The organism is Pseudomonas sp. NPDC086566 (assembly GCF_050280885.1).
In the GTDB taxonomy this organism is placed as follows: Bacteria; Pseudomonadota; Gammaproteobacteria; order Pseudomonadales; family Pseudomonadaceae; genus Aquipseudomonas; species Aquipseudomonas vlassakiae.
On the sequence record NZ_JBNNWD010000005.1, the window covers coordinates 329352 to 351744 of the forward strand.

Annotated in this window: 15 protein-coding genes; 8 read left to right on the forward strand and 7 right to left on the reverse strand. The window is 58.9% G+C overall.

Annotated elements, in window-relative coordinates:
* Positions 1–41: 41 nt before the first annotated feature.
* From ACQKPS_RS13950 to ACQKPS_RS13980, 7 genes are all read right to left on the reverse strand, one after another.
* Entirely contained in the window at positions 42–1151 is a 1110-nt protein-coding gene (locus ACQKPS_RS13950) for a glycosyltransferase family 4 protein (RefSeq protein WP_302329824.1), read from the reverse strand.
* Positions 1148–2293, reverse strand: a complete 1146-nt coding sequence (locus tag ACQKPS_RS13955) for a glycosyltransferase family 4 protein (RefSeq protein WP_254480982.1) — start codon at positions 2291–2293, stop codon at positions 1148–1150. The genes ACQKPS_RS13950 and ACQKPS_RS13955 overlap by 4 nt, the downstream gene beginning before the upstream one ends.
* Positions 2290–3186, reverse strand: a complete 897-nt coding sequence (locus tag ACQKPS_RS13960; protein ID WP_254480983.1) for a GDP-mannose 4,6-dehydratase — start codon at positions 3184–3186, stop codon at positions 2290–2292. Before ACQKPS_RS13960 ends, ACQKPS_RS13955 begins: the two co-directional genes overlap by 4 nt.
* Positions 3186–4217: a GDP-mannose 4,6-dehydratase gene (gene gmd / locus ACQKPS_RS13965; protein ID WP_254480984.1), complete on the reverse strand. Its 1032-nt coding sequence runs from the start codon at positions 4215–4217 to the stop codon at positions 3186–3188. Before gmd ends, ACQKPS_RS13960 begins: the two co-directional genes overlap by 1 nt.
* Positions 4218–4462: 245 nt before the next feature.
* On the reverse strand, positions 4463–5863 hold the full coding sequence (locus ACQKPS_RS13970) for a TolC family outer membrane protein (protein WP_254480985.1): 1401 nt from the start codon (positions 5861–5863) through the stop codon (positions 4463–4465).
* The gene (locus tag ACQKPS_RS13975) at positions 5860–7185 is read right to left on the reverse strand and encodes an HlyD family type I secretion periplasmic adaptor subunit (RefSeq protein WP_283724454.1); all 1326 of its coding nucleotides are present in this window, start codon (positions 7183–7185) and stop codon (positions 5860–5862) included. Before ACQKPS_RS13975 ends, ACQKPS_RS13970 begins: the two co-directional genes overlap by 4 nt.
* A 13-nt stretch (positions 7186–7198) precedes the next feature.
* A complete protein-coding gene (locus ACQKPS_RS13980) occupies positions 7199–8974 on the reverse strand; it encodes a type I secretion system permease/ATPase (RefSeq protein ID WP_254480987.1) in 1776 nt (591 codons plus the stop codon).
* A 566-nt stretch (positions 8975–9540) separates the two neighbouring features.
* On the opposite strand from ACQKPS_RS13980, the gene ACQKPS_RS13985 reads away from it, so the two are divergent.
* From ACQKPS_RS13985 to ACQKPS_RS14020, 8 genes are all read left to right on the forward strand, one after another.
* Positions 9541–10422 carry a hypothetical protein gene (locus tag ACQKPS_RS13985; protein ID WP_427604632.1) on the forward strand — a complete coding sequence of 294 codons (882 nt, stop codon included), beginning with the start codon at positions 9541–9543 and terminating at the stop codon, positions 10420–10422.
* Between the two features lie 17 nt (positions 10423–10439).
* Entirely contained in the window at positions 10440–11888 is a 1449-nt protein-coding gene (locus ACQKPS_RS13990) for a DUF4214 domain-containing protein (protein ID WP_427604492.1), read from the forward strand.
* Between the two features lie 144 nt (positions 11889–12032).
* Positions 12033–14492: a glycosyltransferase family 2 protein gene (locus ACQKPS_RS13995; RefSeq protein WP_427604634.1), complete on the forward strand. Its 2460-nt coding sequence runs from the start codon at positions 12033–12035 to the stop codon at positions 14490–14492.
* Entirely contained in the window at positions 14492–16942 is a 2451-nt protein-coding gene (locus ACQKPS_RS14000; protein WP_427604494.1) for a glycosyltransferase family 2 protein, read from the forward strand. The genes ACQKPS_RS13995 and ACQKPS_RS14000 overlap by 1 nt, the downstream gene beginning before the upstream one ends.
* Before the next feature lie 3 nt (positions 16943–16945).
* Positions 16946–17989 (forward strand): UDP-glucose 4-epimerase GalE, encoded by a 1044-nt coding sequence (gene galE, locus ACQKPS_RS14005; RefSeq protein ID WP_283724456.1) that lies wholly within the window; start codon positions 16946–16948, stop codon positions 17987–17989.
* A 23-nt stretch (positions 17990–18012) separates the two neighbouring features.
* The gene (locus tag ACQKPS_RS14010; RefSeq protein WP_427604496.1) at positions 18013–19797 is read left to right on the forward strand and encodes a glycosyltransferase family 2 protein; all 1785 of its coding nucleotides are present in this window, start codon (positions 18013–18015) and stop codon (positions 19795–19797) included.
* Positions 19798–19802: 5 nt separating this feature from the next.
* Entirely contained in the window at positions 19803–21089 is a 1287-nt protein-coding gene (locus ACQKPS_RS14015) for a glycosyltransferase family 4 protein (RefSeq protein ID WP_283724458.1), read from the forward strand.
* Between the two features lie 109 nt (positions 21090–21198).
* On the forward strand, positions 21199–22335 hold the full coding sequence (locus ACQKPS_RS14020; protein ID WP_427604498.1) for a polysaccharide pyruvyl transferase family protein: 1137 nt from the start codon (positions 21199–21201) through the stop codon (positions 22333–22335).
* Positions 22336–22393 lie beyond the last annotated feature (58 nt).

The following is a 22393-nucleotide window of genomic DNA, read 5'->3' on the forward strand; positions in this document are numbered from 1 at the left end:
AATTATTCTTATCTAGAGGCTGAAGCAGGCAAGCCTGAGGACTACAGCAGGCTACGGTACAGGTCGGCATAGGCTGCCGCCATGGCCGGCGCGGTGAAGATCGCTTCGTAACGTTCCAGGGCCTTTGACCCCATGGCCTGGGCCATGCCAGGGTCGTCCCAGAGGCGTTGCATGGCATGGGCGAGCGCCGGGGCGTCACGCGGTGGCACCACCAGCCCGGTCTGGTCGGCTAGGTTGATGAACGTGGTTCCCGAGCCCATCTCGCAGGAAATCAGAGGCTTGCCGTACATCGCGGCTTCCAGCAGCGAGATGCCGAACGACTCGGAACGCAGGTGCGAGGGAAACGCGAAGGCGTAACAAAGCTCGAGCAGGGCAGCTTTGTCATCGTCCGGCAGGCCACCGAGAAAATGCACATTGCACAGACCAAGCTCTGCAGCCTGCTGCTTCAACTCGGCCTCGAGAAACCCGCCGCCCATGATGACCACCGGCAAGCCGTTGATTTTTGCCGCTTGCAGCAAGTAGTCCAGGCCCTTGTAGTAACGCAGTGCGCCAACGAACAGGAAGAAGCGCTCCCCCAACCGCTCACGCCAATAGGCAAGCTTGCTGGCCGAAGCCTGCGGGTACGTGGCACGGTCCAGCCCGTAGGGGATGATCGAGACCTTGTTCTGGAAACGCGTCAGCACCGGGCTGTGCGCCGCGTAGTTGGGCGACGACGCCACCACTCGGTCGACACTGGAGAAAAACCGGTGCATCAACGGCTGATACAGCTTGAGCAGCCACTTCTGCTTGACGATGTCCGAGTGGTAACTGACCACCGTCGGCTTGTTCAGGCGCGCCAGGAAATGCACCAGGTCCATGTACGGCCAGGGGAAGTGGTAATGCACGATATCTGCCTGACGCGCCAGTTCGGTAAAGTCTTTCAACGCTGACAGCGAAAACCCGGTGGAGGCAAGGTGCAGGTCGAGTTTTGATCGGTGAGTGAGGTGGCTGGCCACCGGCTCGTTGCGCGCAGCCCCGCGGTTGCTGAGGTAGAGCACTTCGGAATCGATACCGTGGGCGCGCGTGCCTTCGGCGATCTGGAAGATGACCTGTTCGATACCGCCCATGGAGTCGGGATAATAGGTTTTGAAAAAGTGCAGTACCTTGATCATCGTCCGTTGCTGACCTTCTGATAGACCTCGATGGTAGCCTGGGCACAACGCTCCCAAGAGAAGCCGGCCGCATGGCGTAGGCCCTGTTCCACCGCTGCCAGGCGCCAGCTATCGTCTTCCAGCCCTTGGCGCAGCAGCGCGCTCAGGCCATCCACGTCGTCCGGTGCGCACATCAGCGCGGCCTGCCCTGCCACTTCGGGTAACGATGAGCTGTTGGAGCACACCACCGGTACACCCGAACTCATGGCTTCGAGCACCGGCAGGCCGAAGCCTTCGTAGTGCGAGGGGAAGGTGAACAGCCGCGCGCCGGCATACAGCAGGGGCAGGTCTTCGCTGGCCGCGAAACCCAAGTAGCGCGCCCAGCCCTGTTGCTGTGCCTGGGCGATACGCTGATGAATGGCTTCGCTACGCCAGCCATGGTAACCGGTGAGAATCAAAGGCCAGCGCTTGCGCAGCGCCAGCGGCAGCTTGCCGTAAGCGTCCAGCAGGGTGTCGAGGTTCTTGCGCGGCTCGATGGTACCGACAAACAGGCTGTAGCCACCCGCCTCCAGGCCATGGCGAGCCAGCGTTTCGCGCAGGGCCTCGGCGCTACGCGGAAAGAACTCTGGCGAACTGGCCAGGGGCACCGCATGGATGCGCTCGATGGGCCAGGCGAAATAATCGGCCAGCTCCTGCCGCGTGTAGTCGGAATCGGTGATCAGCGCATCGGCACGTTCGAGCGTGAGTTTCAGCTCTTTTTGCAGGTAGCGCGCGATCTGCGGTGCATGGCAATGCGCCCAGGTAAACGGCGACAGGTCGTGGAAGGTCGCCACGCTGCGCCCGGCGAACGGCGGCAGATAATAATTGGGGCTGTGGTAGAGATGATCCTCATGCCCCTTCAGCGCTCGCTTGCGCAGGTACGGCATCAGCCGCCGGTAGGCCTCGACGGCCACGGCGTTCTTCTGAACGAAGCGCTTCAGACCATGCACCGCATCGGACTGCTCGGCCGCGGTGGGCAAGGCCGGCAGAAAGCGCCGACCGGCAAAGAAGCGCAGGTCGGTGATTTCGCTACTGCGCTGCAGCCGCGTGGCCAGCTCGAAGGTATACCGCCCAATGCCGGTCAGCGGGAAGCGGACTGGCTCGACGGAGAGAATGAGCTTCATTTACCCGCAAGCATCCAACCCAGGGTTTCGTCCAGCGACGGGGTTTCCCAGCCTGGAACCAGAGCGCGCAGCCGACTGTTGTCGCCGCAGAGGGTCTTGACCTCGTTGGCCCGCACGAACGCCGGGTTGACCTGCACGTCGATGGCATGGCCGGTAATGGCCGAGCACTTGGCGATGACTTCGCGCAGCGAATGGGTTTGCCCGGAACTGACGTTGACCGTCTGCCCGAGCGGACGCGCCTCGATCAGGCCGCGATAGGCCTGCACCACGGCACGCACATCACTGAAGTCGCGCCACACATCGAGGTTGCCGAGTTCAATGGTGCCCGCCTTGCGCTGAAAGTGCGAGACGATCTTGGGCAGCAGGAAGTTCTCCGCCTGCCCGACACCGGTGTAGTTGAAGGGACGTGTAATGACGATCGGCAGGCGATCGAACCAGAGGCGGGCCATGTATTCCATGGCCAGCTTGCTGACCGCGTAATCGTTGGCTGGCGCCGGCAAGGTCTGTTCGTCGAGCATCCCTTCGGAAACATTGCCATAAACGTTGGCACTGCTGGCAATCAACACACAGTCTGGTGTTTTGCCACAGGCCGCGATGGCTTCGAGCAGGTTGCGTGTACCCACCAGGTTGACCTGGTAGAACGCGTCGGCTGCACCGTGCCCGACAAAAGCGATGGCAGCCAGATGCACGATGACATCCGGCTGCAGTTCGGCCAGCAATGCACGCAGGCCAGGGCCGTCGGTCAGGTCGACCTGATGGTAATCAGGCGCCTGCAACGGCTGGCTGCCGGTCCCTATGACTTCATAACCACGGGCTCGCAACTCGGCTGCCATATAACGGCCGGTGAAGCCCTGAATCCCTGTGATGAGCGCGCGCTTGCTGGCCATTTGCATCAGAACGAGAACCCTTTTTCGTTACGACGCAGGTCGGCTTCGACCATCATGCGGCACAGCTCTTCGAGGCTGGTCTTCGGCTCCCAACCCAGGACTTCCTTGGCCTTGGCCGGGTTGCCGATCAGCAGCTCGACTTCTGCAGGGCGGTAGAATTTCGGGTTGATCACGACCAGTACCTTGCCACTGGCGGCGCAGGTGCCCTGCTCGGCTTCGTCCTTGCCGCTCCAGGTAATCTCGATGCCGGCGGCCTTGAAGGCCATCGAAACGAAGTCACGCACGGTTTCGGTGCGGTTGGTGGCGAGCACGAAGGTGTCTGGCACGTCAGCCTGCAGCATGCGCCACATGCCTTCGACGTATTCCTTGGCGAAGCCCCAGTCACGCTTGGCGTCGAGGTTGCCCAGCTCGAGCTTGTCGAGCAGGCCCAGCTTGATCTTGGCCACCGAGTCGGTGATCTTGCGGGTCACGAACTCACGGCCACGCAGCGGCGACTCGTGGTTGAACAGGATGCCGCTGGTAGCGAAGATGCCGTACGACTCGCGGTAGTTGATGGTCATCCAGTGGGCGTACAGCTTGGCCACACCGTAGGGGCTGCGTGGGTAGAACGGGGTTTCCTCGACCTGTGGGATGGCCTGGACCTTGCCGAACATTTCAGAAGTGGACGCCTGGTAGAAGCGTACCTTCGGGTTGACGATGCGAATGGCTTCGAGCAGGTTCACCGCGCCCAGGCCGGTGATCTCGGCAGTGGTCACCGGCTGTTCGAAGGAAACGCCCACGAAGCTCTGCGCGGCGAGGTTATAAACCTCGGTGGCTTCGGTGGTCTGCAGCAAACGGATGCTGGCCGACAGGTCGGTCAGGTCGTATTCGACCAGATGCAGGTTAGGGTTGGTGTGGATGCCCAACTCTTCTATACGCCAGAAATTGACCGAGCTGGTGCGGCGGTAAGTGCCATAAACGGTGTAGCCCTTCTCCAGCAGCAGTTCCGCCAGGTAGGCGCCGTCTTGACCAGTGATCCCAGTGACGATTGCTTTCATGCGACTTAACCAACTCCGATAGTGCCGTGCGGGCATGTGTGATTGTCAGACCGGCGCGGGCTGTTCCTGCCACGCGCATTAAGGTTCGATGACGAAGTATACATCTGTTGGGCGGCGTACTCGACTTGGAAAAAGCCGCTGAGCGTCAAGTAGGAAGACGTTGCCGGTAATTAACGTGTGGGAAATTTCTGAAAGTGCCCAGAGGAAGGTGCGTGACAAAAGCGTCGCCAACCCCACCTCGCCCATCATCGCCCAGCATCCAGCAATGCCACATCACCTCCCGGCAAGCTGGTCTCAGGCACCGGGCTAAGCCAAACATTGACATGGTCGACGCTGTCCTGGTTCAACTCCCCCGCCCAGCGATTGAGCAGGAACAAATTGGTGATGAAGTCATACTGCGACTTCAACAGGTCACGCCGGGCCTTGAACTCGTTCTGCACCGCCGTTAGCACATCTACCGCGTTGACCACACCGAAGGTAAAGGCCTTCTGCGCCGCCAGGCTCGACTTCTGCGCCGACGACAGGGCATTGCGGTTGGCGCGGATTTTTTCGACGCTGGATTTGGCGGTGAGGTACGCCGTGGTGGTTTCTTTCACCACCTGCCGGCGAATGCCTTCGAGCTGCTCTTCCGCCGCCAACTGCTCATCGTACAAGCCACGCACCCGCGCCGAGGTGGAGCCACCGCTGTAGATCGGGATCTTCAACCCCAGCGAAGCCACATAACTGTCACTGCGCGGTGCCTGGGTGTTGTCGTAACCCTGGTCGCTTTGCTGGGCGCTAAGGCTCAGAGCAAGCTGCGGATAATGCTCGCCCTTGCCCTCGCGCACAGCCGCATTGGCCGCGTCGGCGCCGCTTTGGTACGACTTGAGCAATGGGTTGGTTTCCACGGCCTGGGTAATCCAGCTCTGCAACGGCCGCGTCGGTGCCTCCAGGGCCACGTCATTGCGAACCCGGCTGAGTGGCTCGTTGATCGGCCGGCCGACGATCTCGGCCAGCGCCTCACGGCTGACCTGCACCTGATTGCGGGCATCCACCTCCTGCGCCGCCAGCGAATCGACCCGCGCCTGCATGTCAAGCTTGTCGGTGATCTTGGCCATCTGCCGGTCGAACATCATGCTCACCCGGTCCAGGTTCTTCTGGGTGGCTCGGCGCTCAGCCTGCACCAGCGCCAGTTCGTCGTCAGCAGCCAGCGCCACGAAGTAGCGCTTCGCCAAGTCGACAGTGGCCTCGGCCAAAGTATCTTCTGCCTGCTGGCCCTTTTGCGCCTTGACGCTCTTGGACTTCTGGTATCGCTCCCAGGCCGGCTTGTTGTACAAGTACTGGGTGAGGCTGAGCGAGTAACTTTCGTTATTGTAGATGTCGCGCGTCAGCTCATTCTTGCGCAACACGCGGCTGGAGTTGGCGTTGGCCGACACCTGAGGCAGCAACTGCCCGAGGGCTTCACGCTGCTGCTCGGCCGCTGTTCGCGCTCGGGCATAAGCGATGAGCACGCGGGGATCTTCCAGGCGGGCCTCGCGGTAGAGGCCAGCAAGGTCCAACGTGTAGGTCGACGCCGAAACGCCCTTCGGACCTGGGTTTTCAACAGCCACCGCCTGCCAGGCGGCCACGCACATCAGTACACCGGGTAGCAAACGCAACACAATCACTCCTCGATCAGCGATTCGGCAAACATGTTGCGCGCCGGCTTCAGCAGGTACTGCAGCATGGTGCGGTCGCCTGCGTTGATGAGGACGTCAGCCGGCATGCCAGGTTGGAGCTTGCGACTGCCGAGCTTTTTCATACCGTCTTCGGTGACCTTGACGCGTACCAGGTAGTACGGGTCGCCGGTGCGCTCTTCGGTGAGGCTGTCTGCCGAAATGCGCGTAAGGGTGCCTTCGATGACCGGCGTGGTCGCCTGATTGAAGGCGCTGAAGCGGATGTCCGCTGTCTTGCCCAACTCCAGGCGATCGATGTCCTTGGTCGCGACCTTGGCTTCGATCACCAGCTCGGACGAAGCAGGGACGATATCCAGCAACGGCGTGGCGGGGCTGACAACGCCGCCGATGGTATGAACTTTCATATCCAGCACCATGCCGCTTTCAGGCGCACGGATCACAACGCGGGACAAGCGATCGCGCAGCGCTGCTTCCTTCTCTTGCAGGTCGAAAACCTGGGCCTGCACATCAGAAAGCTCATTGGCCACGTCAGAGTCGAACTTTTTCTTCAACTGAACGATCTGCAGGTCGGTTTCGCCGATTTGTAGCTTGGTCTTGGTAATGCTCGACTCGTGGTCGGCGATTTCAGTCTTGAGCATGTCCAGCTTGCGCTCCTGCTCGAGCAGGCGCTGGTTGTCAACGAAGCCTTCGGCCAGCAGCTCCCTGAGCTGCTTGATTTCACCGCTGTAGGACTTCTCCAGGCCGCGCTTGGTACGGATCATGTCGTTCAGGCCGACGATCTGCTGCTTCATCTGCTCGATGCGTTCGCGGTTGACCGAAATCTCGCCCAGCAGCGAGTCACGACGCGCCTTGAACACCTGCTGCTCACCGACCAGCGCCTCGGTGGCACGATCAGAATCGGTACCCTCCATGGCCACAGACGGGATCGCCTGCAAGCCATCGCGCTCAGCACGCAGGCGCGCTTCCTTATAGCGGGCGACGATCAGTTGGTTGCGAGTGGACTCGTACTCAGAGCTCAGCTGGCTTTCGTCCAGCACGATCAGCGGGTCCCCCTTCTTGACCAGGTCGCCATCGCGGGCGTACAGCTCTTTGACGATGCCCCCCTCGAGGTGCTGCACGGTCTTGCGGTAGTTCTGCACGGTGACCACACCTGAGCCATGCACCGCGTTGCTCAGCGGTGCAACCGCCGCCCAGGTACCGAAAATGCCGAAGGTGACGAAGACGATGGTCAAGCCGATGCGACGGATGCCTCGATCGGAAATGGGCATATCGTCGAAATTATGTTCGAACGTGGTGATCGCTTTACTGCTCATCAAAGAAATCCTTTCACGCGCCAGTGCCGGCGGTACTCACGGGCGCAGCGGCAGTAGCCGCAGGGTTTTGCTCGGCCGCCGGCATGGCGACGCGCGACTGGTTCTTGGCTTGCTGCGCGGCCAGTTCGGCGATGACACGGTCGCGCTCCCCATACATCGAAATGGTGCCCCCGGCCATGACCAGAATGCGATCCAGGCGGGAGAGGATGTTCGGCCGGTGTGACACGATGAATACCGTGGCCCCGCCTTCCTTGAGCTTTTTGAGTGCAACGCCCAAGGCGCGCTCACCCACATCATCCAGGTTGGAGTTCGGCTCGTCGAGCACGACCAGCCGGGGGTTGCCATAGACCGCACGGGCCAGGCCGATGCGCTGGCGCTGGCCACCGGAAAGATTGATACCGTCGCTGCCGATGATGGTGTCGTATCCATCAGGGAGCATCAGGATCATCTCGTGTACGCCAGCCAATTGCGCCGCCTGCACCACTTTTTCCGGGTCGACCTTGTCGAAGCGGGCAATGTTTTCGCTGATGCTGCCTTCGAACAGCTCGATGTCCTGTGGCAGGTAGCCAACATAGGGGCCAAGGGCTTGCTTGTCCCAGCTGGCGATGTCGGCACCGTCGATGCGCACCACACCGTGCTGGGGCGGCCAGATGCCCAACAAGGCGCGCACCAGCGTGGATTTACCGGCCGCGCTCGGGCCCACTATGCCAACGATGGAACCGGCCGGGGCGACGAAGCTGATGCTACGGATGACCGGCGCCTTGGCGCCAGGCGGTGCGACGATCAGGTTCTCGACCTGAATGTGACCTTCGGGTGCCGGCAGTGGCATGCGCTCTGGCTCGTTTTTCAGATCGTCCATCACTTTGTTCAGGCGGTCGTACTGCACCTTCGCGGCCACGAAGCCCTTCCAGCTGCCGATCATCTGATCGATAGGCGACAGCGCCCGACCCAACAGCAGGGAACCCGCCATCAGCAGGCCTGGGTTGATTTCATGGGTAACGACCAGATAGGCGCCGATGGCCAACATGATCGACTGCGACCACGTACGGAATGTCTTGGAAATCGAACTGACGATACCGCCCTTATCACTGGCCTGGGACTGCAACATCATGATGTTGCGCTGACGCTTGGCCCAGCGGTTCATCAGAGTTTCCAGCATCCCCATCGATTCGATGACTTCGGCATTGCGCAAGGTCTTGGTGGTCACCACGTTGGACGCGACGTTTTCTTTGTTCGCGGTGGCCAGAGCCTGGCCGGTGACGCGATGGTTCACTACCGCCAGAATCGTCAGCACCGCGCCGCAAGCCAGCGTCATCCAGCCGAACCATGGATGGAAAAGGAACATGACGATGGTGTAGATCGGGAACCAGGGGGCGTCGAAGAAAGCAAACAGACCCGAGCCGGTGAAGAACTGGCGCAGTGATGTCAAGTCATTGAGCGACTGCGGCGTGGCGTCGGCCCCTCCGCTGTTGAGAGCCCGCTTGAAGCTTGCCCTGTATACGTCGCGACTGAGCATCACATCCAGGCGGTTGCTGATACGTACCATGATGCGTGCTCGCACCCACTCCAACGCACCCATGGTGACCACCAGCACTGTCAGGATCAGCGTCAGCATGAGCAGCGTGGACGTGCTGCTGGAAGGTACGACGCGGCCCGACACCTGAATCATGAAGAAGGTGGGCACCAACATCAGCGCATTGACGAAGAAGCTGAAGAAACCGACCGAAAGGAAGCTGCTTTTACAGGCTTTGAGGGCGGATTGCAGATTATTTTCGGATAGTGAACTCATTGGTATCCATACACGTAGTAAGACGAAGCGGTCGGCAGTGTACCACTCGAGGGGAGCCGGCAGCGTGCCCGATTGGCAGAACCGCTGCTTGCACGACCGACGAAACGCATTGTTTATGAAAAAATACTGATCTGCGTCAATAAAAAGTCATTAACTGCGACGAACCGTTACTTGCGCATCACAACGCCACCACCCCCGTTCATGAAATCGACAAACGGCAAGGCGACCTGCGACAGCTCGCCACACCCTTAAAAGAACGACAAAAAACTGACGAAATGCGATTAAATCGCCGTAACTCATTGATTTTTCTGATTTAAATCACATGGAACAAGCGTTCAGGATTACCTGTTCGCGCACCGCAGGCTTGCCCCGTTACCCCCAAAACGAGGATTTAGTTCAAAATTTTGATGAAATTTATTTTACCCATGTCGGTTGACAAGATTTTCACATCACTGCATCTTCGCCCCCTCGTAGGGAAACCTTTACGGGTTGGTTTTAGTACGCACGGGTTTGAGCAAGTGAGCTACCGGTGTTTGGTTTAAAAGGAGCTTAACAACGCCATGACTATGCCCTCGCAGCCTCTCGACGGTCTAAAAATCAGCTCTCGCGTGACGCTGCTGGAGCCGGGGATGTATATCTTCCGTTATGCTTCGCAGCCGCCTGCCGACAAACCGGTGTGCATCGCCCTGCAACAGGCGCCACTGGGCAAAGGTTCCATCGACTTCTTCCCCGCCGAAGGCGTCAGCAAGAACATGCTGACCAAGCTCGGTGACACCATCGTCGCCCGCGTCAAAGCCGGGGTGACCACCGTACTGATCACCGAATACCACATGTTCGACGACGTGATCGAGCCGGTCGACCTGCGTATCGACCGCATCGACACCTCGCCTGCGATCATGCGTACCTACGCCGTGGTGGCCGGCGCCGAACCTGCACCCGCCATCAAGAACCAGCCTGCCCCTACCCCCTTCGAGCTCATCGCGCACCTGCAACGTACGGGTGAAGTGGTTTCGAGCGAAGGCTGGGTCGGCGCGCCAGACAGCGACGAATTCATCGAAAGCTTCGCCATCAACTGGCCAAACAAGCCAGCTGGCGTCGACCTGCTGTATACCTGCATGGTCGCCGGCTCCGGCCCCAGCCGCAACGTGTCCACCGGCACTTTCGTCGGTGTGCGTGGCGAGGGCCTGCCCCTGATCTGCGCAGGCTTCAGCCTCGTTGGCCCGCTGCGCAAGCATTACGAACTCACAGGCCACATCGTGTTCGGCAACGCCGAGCCCCAGCGCCTGGTCACCAATCAGATGATGCATGGCCCCACCGGCACCGAGCCGTTGGTGGCGCTGCATATCGCCGTTACTCCCGTTACGAAGATGAACGCTGCCCGCTCTAAGTCTCCGTGGGAACACTCTGCGCAACCGCAGAAAATCAGTGCAGCAAGCCAACCGGCTTGAAGTAACAGGAATACATCATGCAATACGATAGCCCAGTCTCGTCCACCGAGTTCCAGACCTTCCTGGCAGCTACCACCCTGTCCGACAGCACTGTCGAGGCCATCAGCTCCCTGCTGGGCCTGGACGCGGAAGGCGCAACCGTCAACGTCGCCAGCTTCGACGGCGTTAACCTGGAGCTGCCAGCAGGCGGCGCAGTAGACGTGGTTACCGGCGAAATCGCTGGTGTTGCCACCGACCTGGTTACCCTTGACCTGTCCGCAGCTGAAGCAGCCGGCGCCCGCGCTTACATCCTGGAAAGCGACGCCAGCCTGAACGTTACCCTGCAAGGTCAGTCGGGCGATGTTGCTCCTGCCGCATTCGCTGCCCTGGCTGCCGACGTTGCAGTAAGCGCTGACGCCAACGCCGAAATCGGCCTGGTTGTCACCACTGGCAACGGCAACGACGTGATCACCGTAAACGGCGACCAGAACACCTACATCGACGGTGGCGACGGCAACGACACCATCGTTACCGGTAACGGCAACAACACCGTTATCGCTGGCGCTGGCAACAACAACGTCAAAACCGGTTCGGGCAACGACACTGTCGTCCTGAGCGGTGCAGACCACACTGACATCGTCGACACTGGCGCTGGCTACGACGTCGTTCAGCTGGACGGCTCGCGTGATGACTACGCGTTCGCTACCCACGCCAACTTCAACGTCACCCTGACCGGCAACCAGACCGCCTCGATCTCGAACGCCGAGTTCCTGACCTTCGTCAACGGCGAAGAAGTCGAGACCGTAGCCCTGGCCCACAGCGCTGATGAAGCTGCTGCGCTGCGTCTGTACCAAGGCGTGCTGAACCGTGACGCTGACCTGGATGGCGCCAAGGCCTTCGTGGGCCAAGTCAACGCTGGCACTTCGCTGAACGACATCGCCAACGAGTTCCTGAACTCGAGCGAATTCACCGGCGCCAACAACGCTACCGATGTCAACGAGCTGTATCAGGCTCTGCTGGGCCGTGCCGCTGACGACGAAGGTGCAAGCACCTGGACCAACCTGCTGGCCGAAGGCGGTTCGCTGGCTGACGTAGCCGCTGCCATCGCTGTTTCCAGCGAAGCTCAGGCTCTGGACGCTTCGAACGGCGACTTCATCCGTGACCTGTACACCAACGTACTGGGCCGCGCCGCCGACCAAGAAGACCTGGACTTCTGGGTCAACTCGCTGTTCAACGGTGCAAGCCGTGCCGATGTTGCCAAAGACATCGTCACCTCGGACGAAGCTGGCGCCAAAGCCAACAACGACTTCGTCGAGTCGCTGTACAACTCCGCACTGGGCCGCGCTTCGGAAGCCGGTGAGAAGGAGTACTGGACCGCTCAGATCGAAGCGGGTGCTTCGCACGCTGACGTGGCCCTGGGCATCGTTGGTTCCAACGAAGCTGTTGCAAACATCGACAACGTCGTTGTACTGCACGGCCAAGTGTAACTAGCCCTGCTGTAGCGAGCGTACGCCCGGCCGCAAGGCCGGGAGTATGCAAAAGGGGGCGACTTTCGGGTCGCCCCTCTTTTTATTTTTTGTAGTCAAGCCAAGCTTATGTCCAGACTCCTCGACCATGGGCGAGAAACGCTCATGGACATGTTCCACCGCCATCGCCAGGCCAACGAGCCTGACCTTGCGGCTGCCGCACTCGAGCGCGCCTTGCACACCGCCGAGTACCGGCCGGAGGCACTGGTGTGGAAAGGCATCGCGGCACTGCCGCAGGCGCCTGAGCTGGCGTTTTTATTCTTTGCAAATGCCGCCCAGGCACTCCCTGACCGGGCCGATATCCACGCCCTGATCGGGCGCAGCCTGCTGGCGCAAAATCACTTCGAACTGGCCACGCGCTACCTGACCACCGCGTGGAAAACCCAACCCAACGACCTGGCCCTGCGCCTGACGCTCTGGGAGGCCCGCAGCCACTCGGAAACGCCGGCCGAACTGCTTCGGATGATCCTTGCCCACTTGCCCGAGATCCACACCGGCAAGGAACTGGCGTCGGTGCTCAAGCTGCTGGCCGGCCTGGCCGATGCCCCCCGCACGGTGGGCGTTGTGCGCTACCTGCCGGAGCAACGGGAAATCCAGGGTTGGGCCATCGACCTGGCCAACCTGCAAGCCCCTGCGACGCTACAGGGCGAGGCCAACGGGGTCACCTTCACCACCCAGGCCAGCGCTGTGCACCCACTGCTCAGCAGCGCTGGGCTGCCAGGCACCCATGGCGGCCTGCGCTTGAGCGTGCCGAACCCGACCCCGGCGGTGCACCTGCAATTTGCCAACGGTACCCCCCTGCTCGGCAGCCCGGTGTATGCCATGCCGGTGTTCGTGCCGCCTGCCAGCGTCAACGGCGGCGGCGAACAGCAGCCGGTGGACGTGCTGATCCCCGTGTACAACGGCCTCGACGAAACCCTGGAGTGCATCAACAGCGCACTTGAGGCGCGCAAGCGCAACCGCACCCCGCACCGGCTGGTGGTGATCGAAGACAAGACGCCCGTACCCGCCCTGGCCAAAGCCCTCAAGGTGCTGGCCGCCAAGGGCAGGATCACCTTGGTGCACAACACGGTGAACCTCGGTTTCATCCGCAGCATGAACCGCGCCATGGCCCTTAGCCCGAACAAGGACGTGGTGTGGCTGAACGCCGATACCCGGGTGCACGGCGACTGGCTCGACCGCCTGCGTCAGATGGCCTACAGCGATGCCCGCATCGCCTCGGTGACGCCATTCACCAACAACGGCGAGCTGATGAGCTTCCCCCAGAGCCAGGTGAGCCACGCCATGCCCAGCGCCAAGGCGCAGGCCGAACTGGATGAACTGGCCCGCCAGGCAGGCAGCTCACCGATGGAGATCGAAACCGGTTGCGGTTTCTGCCTGTACATCAAGCGCGCCGCGCTGGACGAAGTGGGCTACCTGGACGAAGCGCACCTGGCCCGCGGCTACGGCGAAGAAACCGACTGGTGCCTGCGCGCCCGCGGCCTCGGCTGGCGACACATGGGCGCGCCGAACGTGTTCGTCGCCCACCAGGGCGGTATCTCGTTCGGCGCCGAAAAAACCCTGCGCGTGGCACACAACAACGCCATCCTGCGCAAACGCTACCCGGACGCCTCGGCCCGCTACAACACCTTCACCCTGCGCGACCCGATCAAGCCGGCCCGCGACGCCCTGCAGCGTGCCCGCCTGGCCAGGCTGGCGAGCCTGCCAGCCAACGCGCGCGGTGCCTGCTGGCCCACGGGGGTAGACAAAACCCTGCACCTGCACGACGGCTCATACCCGGACGCCGGATTCAGCCTGGCTTGGCACTATGACAGCCATCGCACCTGGGTGACCCTGGACGCGCCCCTGCAACCCCTGCCGCTGCGCCTGGATTTCGACCTGCCGGGCGAGCTCGACGCACTGCTCGACGCATTGCGCCTGTTGCCCGTGGACATACTGGCATTCGAACACCTGGCGCGCTGCCCGCTGGCGCTGTGTGATGTGCCCGCCATCCTCGGCCTGCCCTACCGCATCACCTGCCGCGATGACCGCCTGCTGGCACCGGCCGACGACTACGACTGGCAGCGCTTCGCCCGCGAAGCTGCGAGCGTGCAACTGCCATGGCAAGCCCTGCGAGGCGCCCAAGACGCTGCCAACTGGGCCCTGCCCACGGCGACCCGGCGCCAGGCCACGACAACCGGCTCCCCACAGGTACTTTTGATAGGCGATGCCCTGAGCAGCCCCGCCATCGCCCAACGCTGGCTGGCACTGGCCAGGCAGATCATCCGCGAGCAACTGCCGTTGGTATTGCTGGCAAAAGACGACACGCCCTGGCTCAAAGCGCTGCAGGCGACCAACGCCGTGCACCGGCTGCCGGCACTGCACGGCTTCAGCCTGGCCGAACGCGCCCGCGCCGCCGGCTGCGATGCTGTGCTCAGCCTGGATGACGCCCCCGGCGCAAGCTGGCAAGCACCGCGTCTTGCCGACGAACTCGGCGTCGCCCTGTTCGCCAGCCCCGGGCCGCTCGCCACCGAAGCCGGCGCCCACGCGCTGGCCGCCCTCCCCTATTCAGTAGGCCAAGCCTGATGACCCAAGATTTGCTGGAAAAGCCCCAGGCGGGCCAGCCCCACATTGCCCTGCAGGCGTTCAAAGGCGCCATTCTGGGCCTGCATGGCGACGTGTTACAGGGCTGGGCCATGGACACCGCGCAGCCCGAACAACGCCCGGTGGTGGAAGTATTCATCGATGGCGCCGCCGTCGCCCTGGCCCGAGCGGACCAATACGAACCCCAGGCACCAGCCGGTGACCAGTACCACGGTTTCACCGTGCAACTGCGCCAGAACTGGCTGGCAGAAGCCCGGGTGATCACCGCCCGTATCGCCAACCAAGCCTTTGCCCTGGACGGCGATATCGTGCTGCCAGCCGCCCCCACCCAGGACACCGCAGCCATCGCCTCGCAAGTGTGGCACACCGGCGGCCTGCGCGTGGGCGGCTGGTCGTGGGACCCGCAAGCACCGCGCCGCCACGTCGAAGTGACCGTGCGCGAAGGCGACCGGGTTATCTGCACTGCCACCTGCAATGTGCACAACCAGGCCCTCGCCTACCGCGACACCAGCGACCATGGCTTTGCCATTGACCTGCCGTGGGAGTTGGCCGATGGCAAGGTCCACATACTGGATATCATCAACGACCTAGGCCAACCGCTGGCCGGCAGCCCGATCCGCGTATGCTGTAGGCCGGAAGGTATCGAAGGGCTACTGCGCAAACTCGACCCCGCCCATGACGCGGCAACCGTGGCGCTGCTGACTGAAGTGGCCAAGGAACAAAGCCTGCTGCTGCCCAAAAGCGCCGGCTGGCAGCACTACCCGCAATGGTTCGAGGCGTTCCAGCGCCTTGAAGGCCTGGAGCGCCCGCCCCTGAACGCCAAGCTCGGCCTGCTGCTGATCAGCGAAGGTAATGGCGCACTGGAACAAGCCAGCCTGGCGAGCCTGGGTGAGGACCGTGCGCACCTGCATCAGACCGCCACTGCGACACCGGCTGACCTGCATGACGCGTTGCAGCGATTGCTGGCGGCCGGGTGTGACCGCATTTTGCCGATGATGGCCGGTGACCGTTTAGCACCGTTGGCCTTGCCTCACCTCAGTGCGCTGCTGGATGACGGCAGTGCCTGGGCATTTGCCGACTGTGACCGCGATGGCCCGGAAGGTGAACGCAGCCTGCCGTGGCTGAAGCCGGTGTGGGATATCGATCTGTTCATTGGGGCGGATATCTTCACGCCGGGCGCCATCTTCGGTGTAGGCATTGTCGAGCAGGCACTCGCGCTGCTGGCAACGCGGGCCGAACCCGCGAACATCGGTTGGTACGAGCTGACAGTCGCGATCGCACTGGCCACCCAGAACAGTGACGCCAGCGTCGTGCACTTGCCGCGAGTGCTTTATCACCGCGCCAGCCATGCGCCGGCCAGCCCGGAGCAGGCCGAGCCTTCGCCGCAACGACTGAGTGCAGTCGAATGGTTGTGTCAGTCGCTGGCGGCTGGCACGAAGGTGAGCCGCGTGCCGGATTACCCGGCACTGCTGCGTGCCCATTGGCCGCTGCCAGAGCAACTACCGCGGGTGAGCCTGATTGTGCCGACGCGGGATCAGTACAAGTTGCTGCATGCGTGCATCGAAGGGTTGCTGAACGATACCGATTATCCGGATATGGAAATCATCGTTGTCGACAACCAGTCGAGCGATCCCGATACCTTGGCCTACTTTGAGGACATCAAGGCACGGGGCGTGACTGTTTTGGAGCACCCCTACCCGTTCAACTATTCGACGATTAACAACCGAGCAGTGAGTTTTGCTACGGGTGAGTTGATTGGGCTGGTGAACAACGATATCGAGATTATCGAAGGGGACTGGCTTAAAGAGATGGTTGCTCAGCTGTATCGTCCAGACGTTGGCGCAGTGGGTGCGAAGTTACTATGGCCGAATCGCATGGTGCAACACGGTGGCGTAGTGGTGGGAATCAATGGCTTGGCCGCACATGCGGGCAACAATCTGGAACAGCGTGACGCCGGCTATTTGGGGATGAACCAGATAACCCGCCGGCAGAGTGCCGTTACCGCTGCATGTATTTTGCTACGTAAATCGGTATTCGATGACGTGAACGGCTTGGATGAGCACGCCTTTCCCGTAGCTTTCAATGATGTGGACTTGTGTTTGCGGATCCAGCAGCGAGGGATGCATCTGGTCTGGAGTGCGTTCGCCCAGTTGATCCACGCAGAATCAGCCAGCCGCGGTAAAGATCAGTCACCGGAAAGACGAGCTCGCGCAGAGCGGGAGCAGACAGGATTTGTCGAACGATGGTTTACTCGGGGCTACCGAGATAATTGCTATCACTCAGCGTTGAGCTCAGATTATCTGAGCGGCCCCTATGGAGGCTTGGCACTCCCTCCCTCCAGCACTGGCCAAGCCCGCCTAGCCAGATCTACTGCCCACTTCAAGGACACAGATGACTTCGCCAGAAGTCAAAGGCTTCAGTTAAAGGAATAATGTATGAAGAAAACCATCTTGGTAACCGGAGGCACCGGTTACATTGGCTCCCACGCGGTGCTGGCTTTGCTGGAAAACGGCTATGATGTTGTAGTGCTCGACAACCTTAGCAACAGCCTGGCTAACGCATTACAGCATGTCGAAAAAATTTGTGGTAAACGGCCTGAGTTCGTGCGAGGCGAAATTGGCGATCGCGAACTGTTGGACAGTCTTTTTAGACAGTTTTCCATTGACTCGGTGTTCCATTTCGCAGGGCTGAAGGCAGTAGGCGAAAGCGTCAAAGAACCTGGAAAATACTATGAAAACAACGTAGCAGGTACGCTCACGCTGCTCAAGGCCATGGAGAAAAATAGCATCTTCAATATTGTATTCAGTTCCTCCGCAACCGTGTACGGCAACCCCTCGAACATGCCAATCAGTGAGCAGGTAGAACTTGGCCGGCCAACTAACCCTTATGGCCGAACCAAGCTGATCATTGAGGACATGCTAAGGGACTTCCGTGCATCCGACGCGCGCTGGAACATCGCATTGCTGCGCTACTTCAACCCGATTGGCGCTCATGAGAGCGGGTTGCTGGGCGAGCATCCGCAAGGCATTCCGAACAATTTGCTGCCCTATATAAGCCAAGTGGCAATTGGAAACCTTCAAGAGCTGAAGGTCTTCGGCAACGATCATCCGACACCAGATGGCACGGGAATTAGGGACTACATTCATGTGGTCGATCTGGTAGACGGCCACCTGAAAGCCCTAGATTTCATCTGCGAACACAAAGGTCTGCATGTCTGGAATCTTGGGACCGGCAGCGGATACAGCGTGATAGAAATCATTAAATCGTTTGAGCATGTCACAGGGCAGCCTATTCCTTATACCATCGTACCCCGGCGCGAAGGCGACGTAGCGGAAAGCTGGGCGGACCCAGGTAAGGCAAAGCGTGAATTGAATTGGGTAGCGACACGCAAACTACAAGACATGATTCGCGACACGTGGCGCTGGCAAGTTAACTATCCCACTGGCTACGCCTACCCAGCGTCCGCCGAAACAGCATAAATATTCACCGTAGGGAACAACCAGTGAATACCAAAACCGTGGCACCTGAGCCCAATAAAACGAAATCCGCTAGCAGCGCGCCCGTCGTGCTACGTGACATCCAGTCGCAGCCAGTAACATTGGAGTCAAACGATGCCTCGAACAGATTCATCATTAAGCTGGATGAAATCGAGAAATCCAAGGGCCATGTCAATCTAAGTCTTTGGTCTACGCAGTCTGGGCTGCAATTCTGCCTCGCGACATCAAGCCAAGCGATCCCATGTGAAGTCAGCAGCGTTGTGCGATCTGACGTAGAAGCAACATTGGGAAGTGGCTCAAGCCTGAAGGCTTCTGGTTACCGCGTTAGCGCAGAACTTCCAAACCCGGTAAGTGAAGAAATCTACCTGACGTTCAATTCCGAAGGGAAACTCTATATCTACAAACTCCCCTTCAAGAAAACCCTTGGCGACTCTTGCGATATATCCGAACTGGAGTTGGAAGATTCGACACAGGCCCAAGCGCACATTGACCTGTGCGGAGCCATTCCCGGCAAGGTAGGCGGACTGGCAGGATGGAGCATCGCCAAACCTGGCGTTACCCTCTGGCTAGTTGATAGCAAAGGTAATAAGAAAGACCTTTCTACTTGTCTGCGTTTTCACCGTGAAGACATAGCGAAAATCTTCAGTGATGAGTTCTCATCACAAATCATCTATGGCGGATTCGTAACAGACTGGCCGTTCCCTCAAGAGTTGGGGGATCAGATTGGGATCGTCGAAGAGGAAGCTGGAAGATTCAAGCTCATTGCCCTGAGTCCCTGGAAAACCGTCGCCGATGATCCTGTCAACTTCGCAAAATTTTCGTTTTCGCTGGTGACGCCTGCTCAAGATTTCAACACGCGCCTCAACCAATGGGAGGGAGACGTGATTAACTCTATGATTTTCGAGCGAAATCTCGAAAATCAAAGAACCGAGCGGCCAGCTACAACCTGGCATTTCGGTAGTCTGGTGCGCAACGAAATTAAAACTAGCGTTATCATACCTTTGTATGGCCGCTGGGACTTCGTTGAACATCAACTGAGTGCATTCGCCAAGGACCCTGCCTTCAAGAAAGATGTTGAAATTGTTTACGTCATTGATGATCCATCTCTTATCAATGCATTCGTCAACGAAGCAGAATCGCTTTTCAAGCTCTATCAAGTCCCCTTCTCCATTGTATGGGGACACCGCAACAGAGGGTTCTCTGGCGCTAACAACCTTGGCGTAAAGCACTCGCACGGTAATACACTGATCCTGCTGAACAGCGATGTTTTTCCACGTCATACCGGCTGGACAGAACAGCTCTCCCAGAGCCTCGATGACAATCCTGACTTCGGGATGATAGGCGCGAAACTATTGTTCCCCGATGGCAGTATTCAGCATTGCGGCATGCAGTTTGTTTACTCCCAAAGCTGGAGTGTGTGGCTCAACAAGCACCCGCTGGCCGGTCTTGATCCGTCCCTCGATCCCGCGACAGTCCTTACTGAAAAGCCTGCCATCACTGGCGCATGTGTGGCAATCAAACGAAACACCTACGAGAAGATCGAAGGCCTGGATGAAGGTTATCTCATCGGCGATTTCGAAGATTCGGACCTGTGCCTTAAAGTTCATTCCGAAGGTTTGAAAATCGGTTATTTGCCATCTGTAGTACTGACACACTTGGAGCGGCAATCCTTCACCTTGCTTGGCGATGTCTCCTACAGGACGCTGGTAGTCAGGTTCAATGCCTGGCGCCACACCAAAAAATGGGGCAAGCAAATTGAGCAGATCATGAACAGGTTCGCGTCGGAGTAGACACCATGACCAAAGAACGCATTTTAGTGTTGGCGCACGGCCACCCCGACTTCAACTTGGGCGGGGGAGAAATTGCCGCCTATAACTTGTTCAAAGCCTTCAAAGCACAGCCGAATGTGGAGAACGCTTGGTTTATTGGCAGAGTTGACCGTGGCAACGGCCCAACCGGCAGCTTCAGCCTGCGCCGAGAGGATGAATACCTTTGGGAACAGTCCTTAGGCAACTCTTTCCTGATCAAGGCCGCCAACGCTCATGCAGTATGGCACAGCTTCCGCGCAATGATCGCGGCCTTGAAGCCGACCAAGATCTTTGCCCACCACTATTTCCACCTGGGACTTGAGTACTTCCGGATCATCAAGCAGGAGCTTCCTGACGCTCAACTGATCGTTACGCTCCACGAATACATGGCCATCTGTCATCAGCAAGGCCAAATGGTCAAAGCCGGTAGCAAAAAGCTTTGCTATGAATCCTCGATCGATGATTGCCATCGCTGCTTGCCAACGTTTAGCCGTGAGCAGTTTTGGTTACGCGAAATGTTCATCAAGGAACACTTCGAATTCGTGGACCATTTTGTTTCTCCTTCTGAGTTCCTGCGTCAGCGCTACATCGCATGGGGTATTGATCCTCAGAAAATCAGCGTCATCGAGAATGGACAAGAGGAAGCTGAACCGCTGCCAGCCAGGTCAACGACCTCACAGCGCAATCGCTTCGGCTTTTTTGGACAGATCAATGAGTTCAAAGGCGCAGACCTACTGCTGGAAGCGATTTCCAGACTCACGCCGAAGCAGAGAAAGCATCTGGTCGTCGAATTCCATGGTGCCAATCTGGAACATCAGTCGCATGAATTTCAGCAAAAAATCAAGGCTCTGATGGATCCATTGATAAAAGAGGGCTGTGTCCGCTGGGCCGGTCCTTATCAGGCGTCACAGCTCAAGGGCAGGCTGGCGAAAGTTGACTGGGTACTCGTCCCTTCAATCTGGTGGGAAAACTCACCAATGGTCATCCAGGAAGCGTTCATTCATGGGCGACCTGTCATCTGTGCAAACATCGGCGGCATGGCTGAAAAGGTCACCCACGGAGTGAATGGTTTACACTTCGAGGCACGCAATCCGATTGATCTGGCCGACACGTTGATAGAAGCTGCGACCTCGGAGGGATTGTGGGAGCATTTGCAGGAAGGCATTGAAAGACCGATCAGTTACACTGAGTGCGCTGTCCAGCACCTTGAAATCGTAACGCAGAGCAACCTTACGAGCCGGAGAATCCCTGTTAGCGCATTGTCAACGGCATAAGCGCCCGCAGGTGAAGCGAAACGACTCAAGTCGTTTCGCTCAAATCTGGATGTAACTCAGTGGAAATCAAGGCATTTTCCCACTGTGCAATATGACAACGGAGACCAGCATGCCAAGCATTTTTACTTTTGGCCTGAACGAATCGGTGCCGGCATCTCACAGTATCCCTACAAAAGAGCTGTATAATCTGGTAGGCCACAATACTGGCAATCTGGCCTTCCATTACGCCATTAATCGTCTTATTGGCAGCGTTCCAAGAACGGCGTCTTGGAGTTCCAGTCCCGAATTCGTGAATTCCCTTGGCGAAATTGGCATCATGCCATGCGCCAACCAGCTTGGCCCCCACATGAATATGGGGGGAATGGCAAATGCCTTCAAGCAGTTCAATGCCAAGTTCCTGGCCATTGGCCTTGGCGCTCAGGGTGGCGTCGGCCACAATGATATCCCCGAGCTTCCAGAAGGCACGTTGGCCTGGCTGGATGCCTTGGTTGCCCACGCGCCATCAAACCATCCGAACATTACCGTACGTGGCGATTACACCTTGCGAGTACTGGAGCATTATGGCTTCGGTGACAAAGCAGTGTCACTGGGTTGCCCGTCGTTATTCATCAATAAATCTGCCGATCATGGCGTTAAACTACAGCAACGCTATAAAGCAAAGATCAGCAAGGTCGCAATAGCCGCAGGGCATCCCAACTGGAATGCATTGAGCGCATTGGAAGCATCATTGGTGCGCATGATGGAAGACACCAATGGCATGTACATTGTACAAGCGACAGATGAAGCTGTGGCTCTCTCGCGTAACGACTTCGACTTGGTAAGCCCCGAATACATTACCAAAACGAAGAACTACCTGAAGCTAAACCTGTCTGACGACCAGTTCATTCAATGGATTCGCAAATACTTTATATCGTTCTATAATATTCCAGCCTGGATGGAATATCTGAGACGTTTTGACTTCATTGTTGGGGCTCGTATTCATGGTGTCATGCTTGCCATACAGGCTGGGGTACCAGGACTTTGCATTGCTCACGACTCGCGAATTCGAGAGCTATGCGAAAAATGCAAAATCCCTTACGTGATGGCAAATGACGTGAAAGAAGGTATCACTCTACAAGATCTTCCTCATCTGACCGAGTTTGATGGGATAGCCTTTGATCAGAACAGGGCAGCCATCGCCGAAGAGTATCGAAAATTCTTCGAAAACAATGGCTTGCCTCTGCGCCAAGGCAATATTTTGCTCTGATTTACTCTTAGCAGTCAGCAGGAACGGCGGCCATCTTGCCTTCAAGGGAGTATCCGCC

What these genes read in the sequence shown, in the direction of transcription:
- ACQKPS_RS13950 (WP_302329824.1), bottom strand. Translation starts at nt 1,151, where the DNA reads ATGATCAAGGTACTGCACTTTTTCAAAACCTATTATCCCGACTCCATG.
- ACQKPS_RS13955 (WP_254480982.1), bottom strand. Translation starts at nt 2,293, where the DNA reads ATGAAGCTCATTCTCTCCGTCGAGCCAGTCCGCTTCCCGCTGACCGGC.
- ACQKPS_RS13960 (WP_254480983.1), bottom strand. Translation starts at nt 3,186, where the DNA reads ATGCAAATGGCCAGCAAGCGCGCGCTCATCACAGGGATTCAGGGCTTC.
- gmd (WP_254480984.1), bottom strand. Translation starts at nt 4,217, where the DNA reads ATGAAAGCAATCGTCACTGGGATCACTGGTCAAGACGGCGCCTACCTG.
- ACQKPS_RS13975 (WP_283724454.1), bottom strand. Translation starts at nt 7,185, where the DNA reads ATGAGCAGTAAAGCGATCACCACGTTCGAACATAATTTCGACGATATG.
- ACQKPS_RS13980 (WP_254480987.1), bottom strand. Translation starts at nt 8,974, where the DNA reads ATGAGTTCACTATCCGAAAATAATCTGCAATCCGCCCTCAAAGCCTGT.
- ACQKPS_RS13985 (WP_427604632.1), top strand. Translation starts at nt 9,541, where the DNA reads ATGCCCTCGCAGCCTCTCGACGGTCTAAAAATCAGCTCTCGCGTGACG.
- ACQKPS_RS13990 (WP_427604492.1), top strand. Translation starts at nt 10,440, where the DNA reads ATGCAATACGATAGCCCAGTCTCGTCCACCGAGTTCCAGACCTTCCTG.
- ACQKPS_RS13995 (WP_427604634.1), top strand. Translation starts at nt 12,033, where the DNA reads ATGGACATGTTCCACCGCCATCGCCAGGCCAACGAGCCTGACCTTGCG.
- ACQKPS_RS14000 (WP_427604494.1), top strand. Translation starts at nt 14,492, where the DNA reads ATGACCCAAGATTTGCTGGAAAAGCCCCAGGCGGGCCAGCCCCACATT.
- galE (WP_283724456.1), top strand. Translation starts at nt 16,946, where the DNA reads ATGAAGAAAACCATCTTGGTAACCGGAGGCACCGGTTACATTGGCTCC.
- ACQKPS_RS14015 (WP_283724458.1), top strand. Translation starts at nt 19,803, where the DNA reads ATGACCAAAGAACGCATTTTAGTGTTGGCGCACGGCCACCCCGACTTC.
- ACQKPS_RS14020 (WP_427604498.1), top strand. Translation starts at nt 21,199, where the DNA reads ATGCCAAGCATTTTTACTTTTGGCCTGAACGAATCGGTGCCGGCATCT.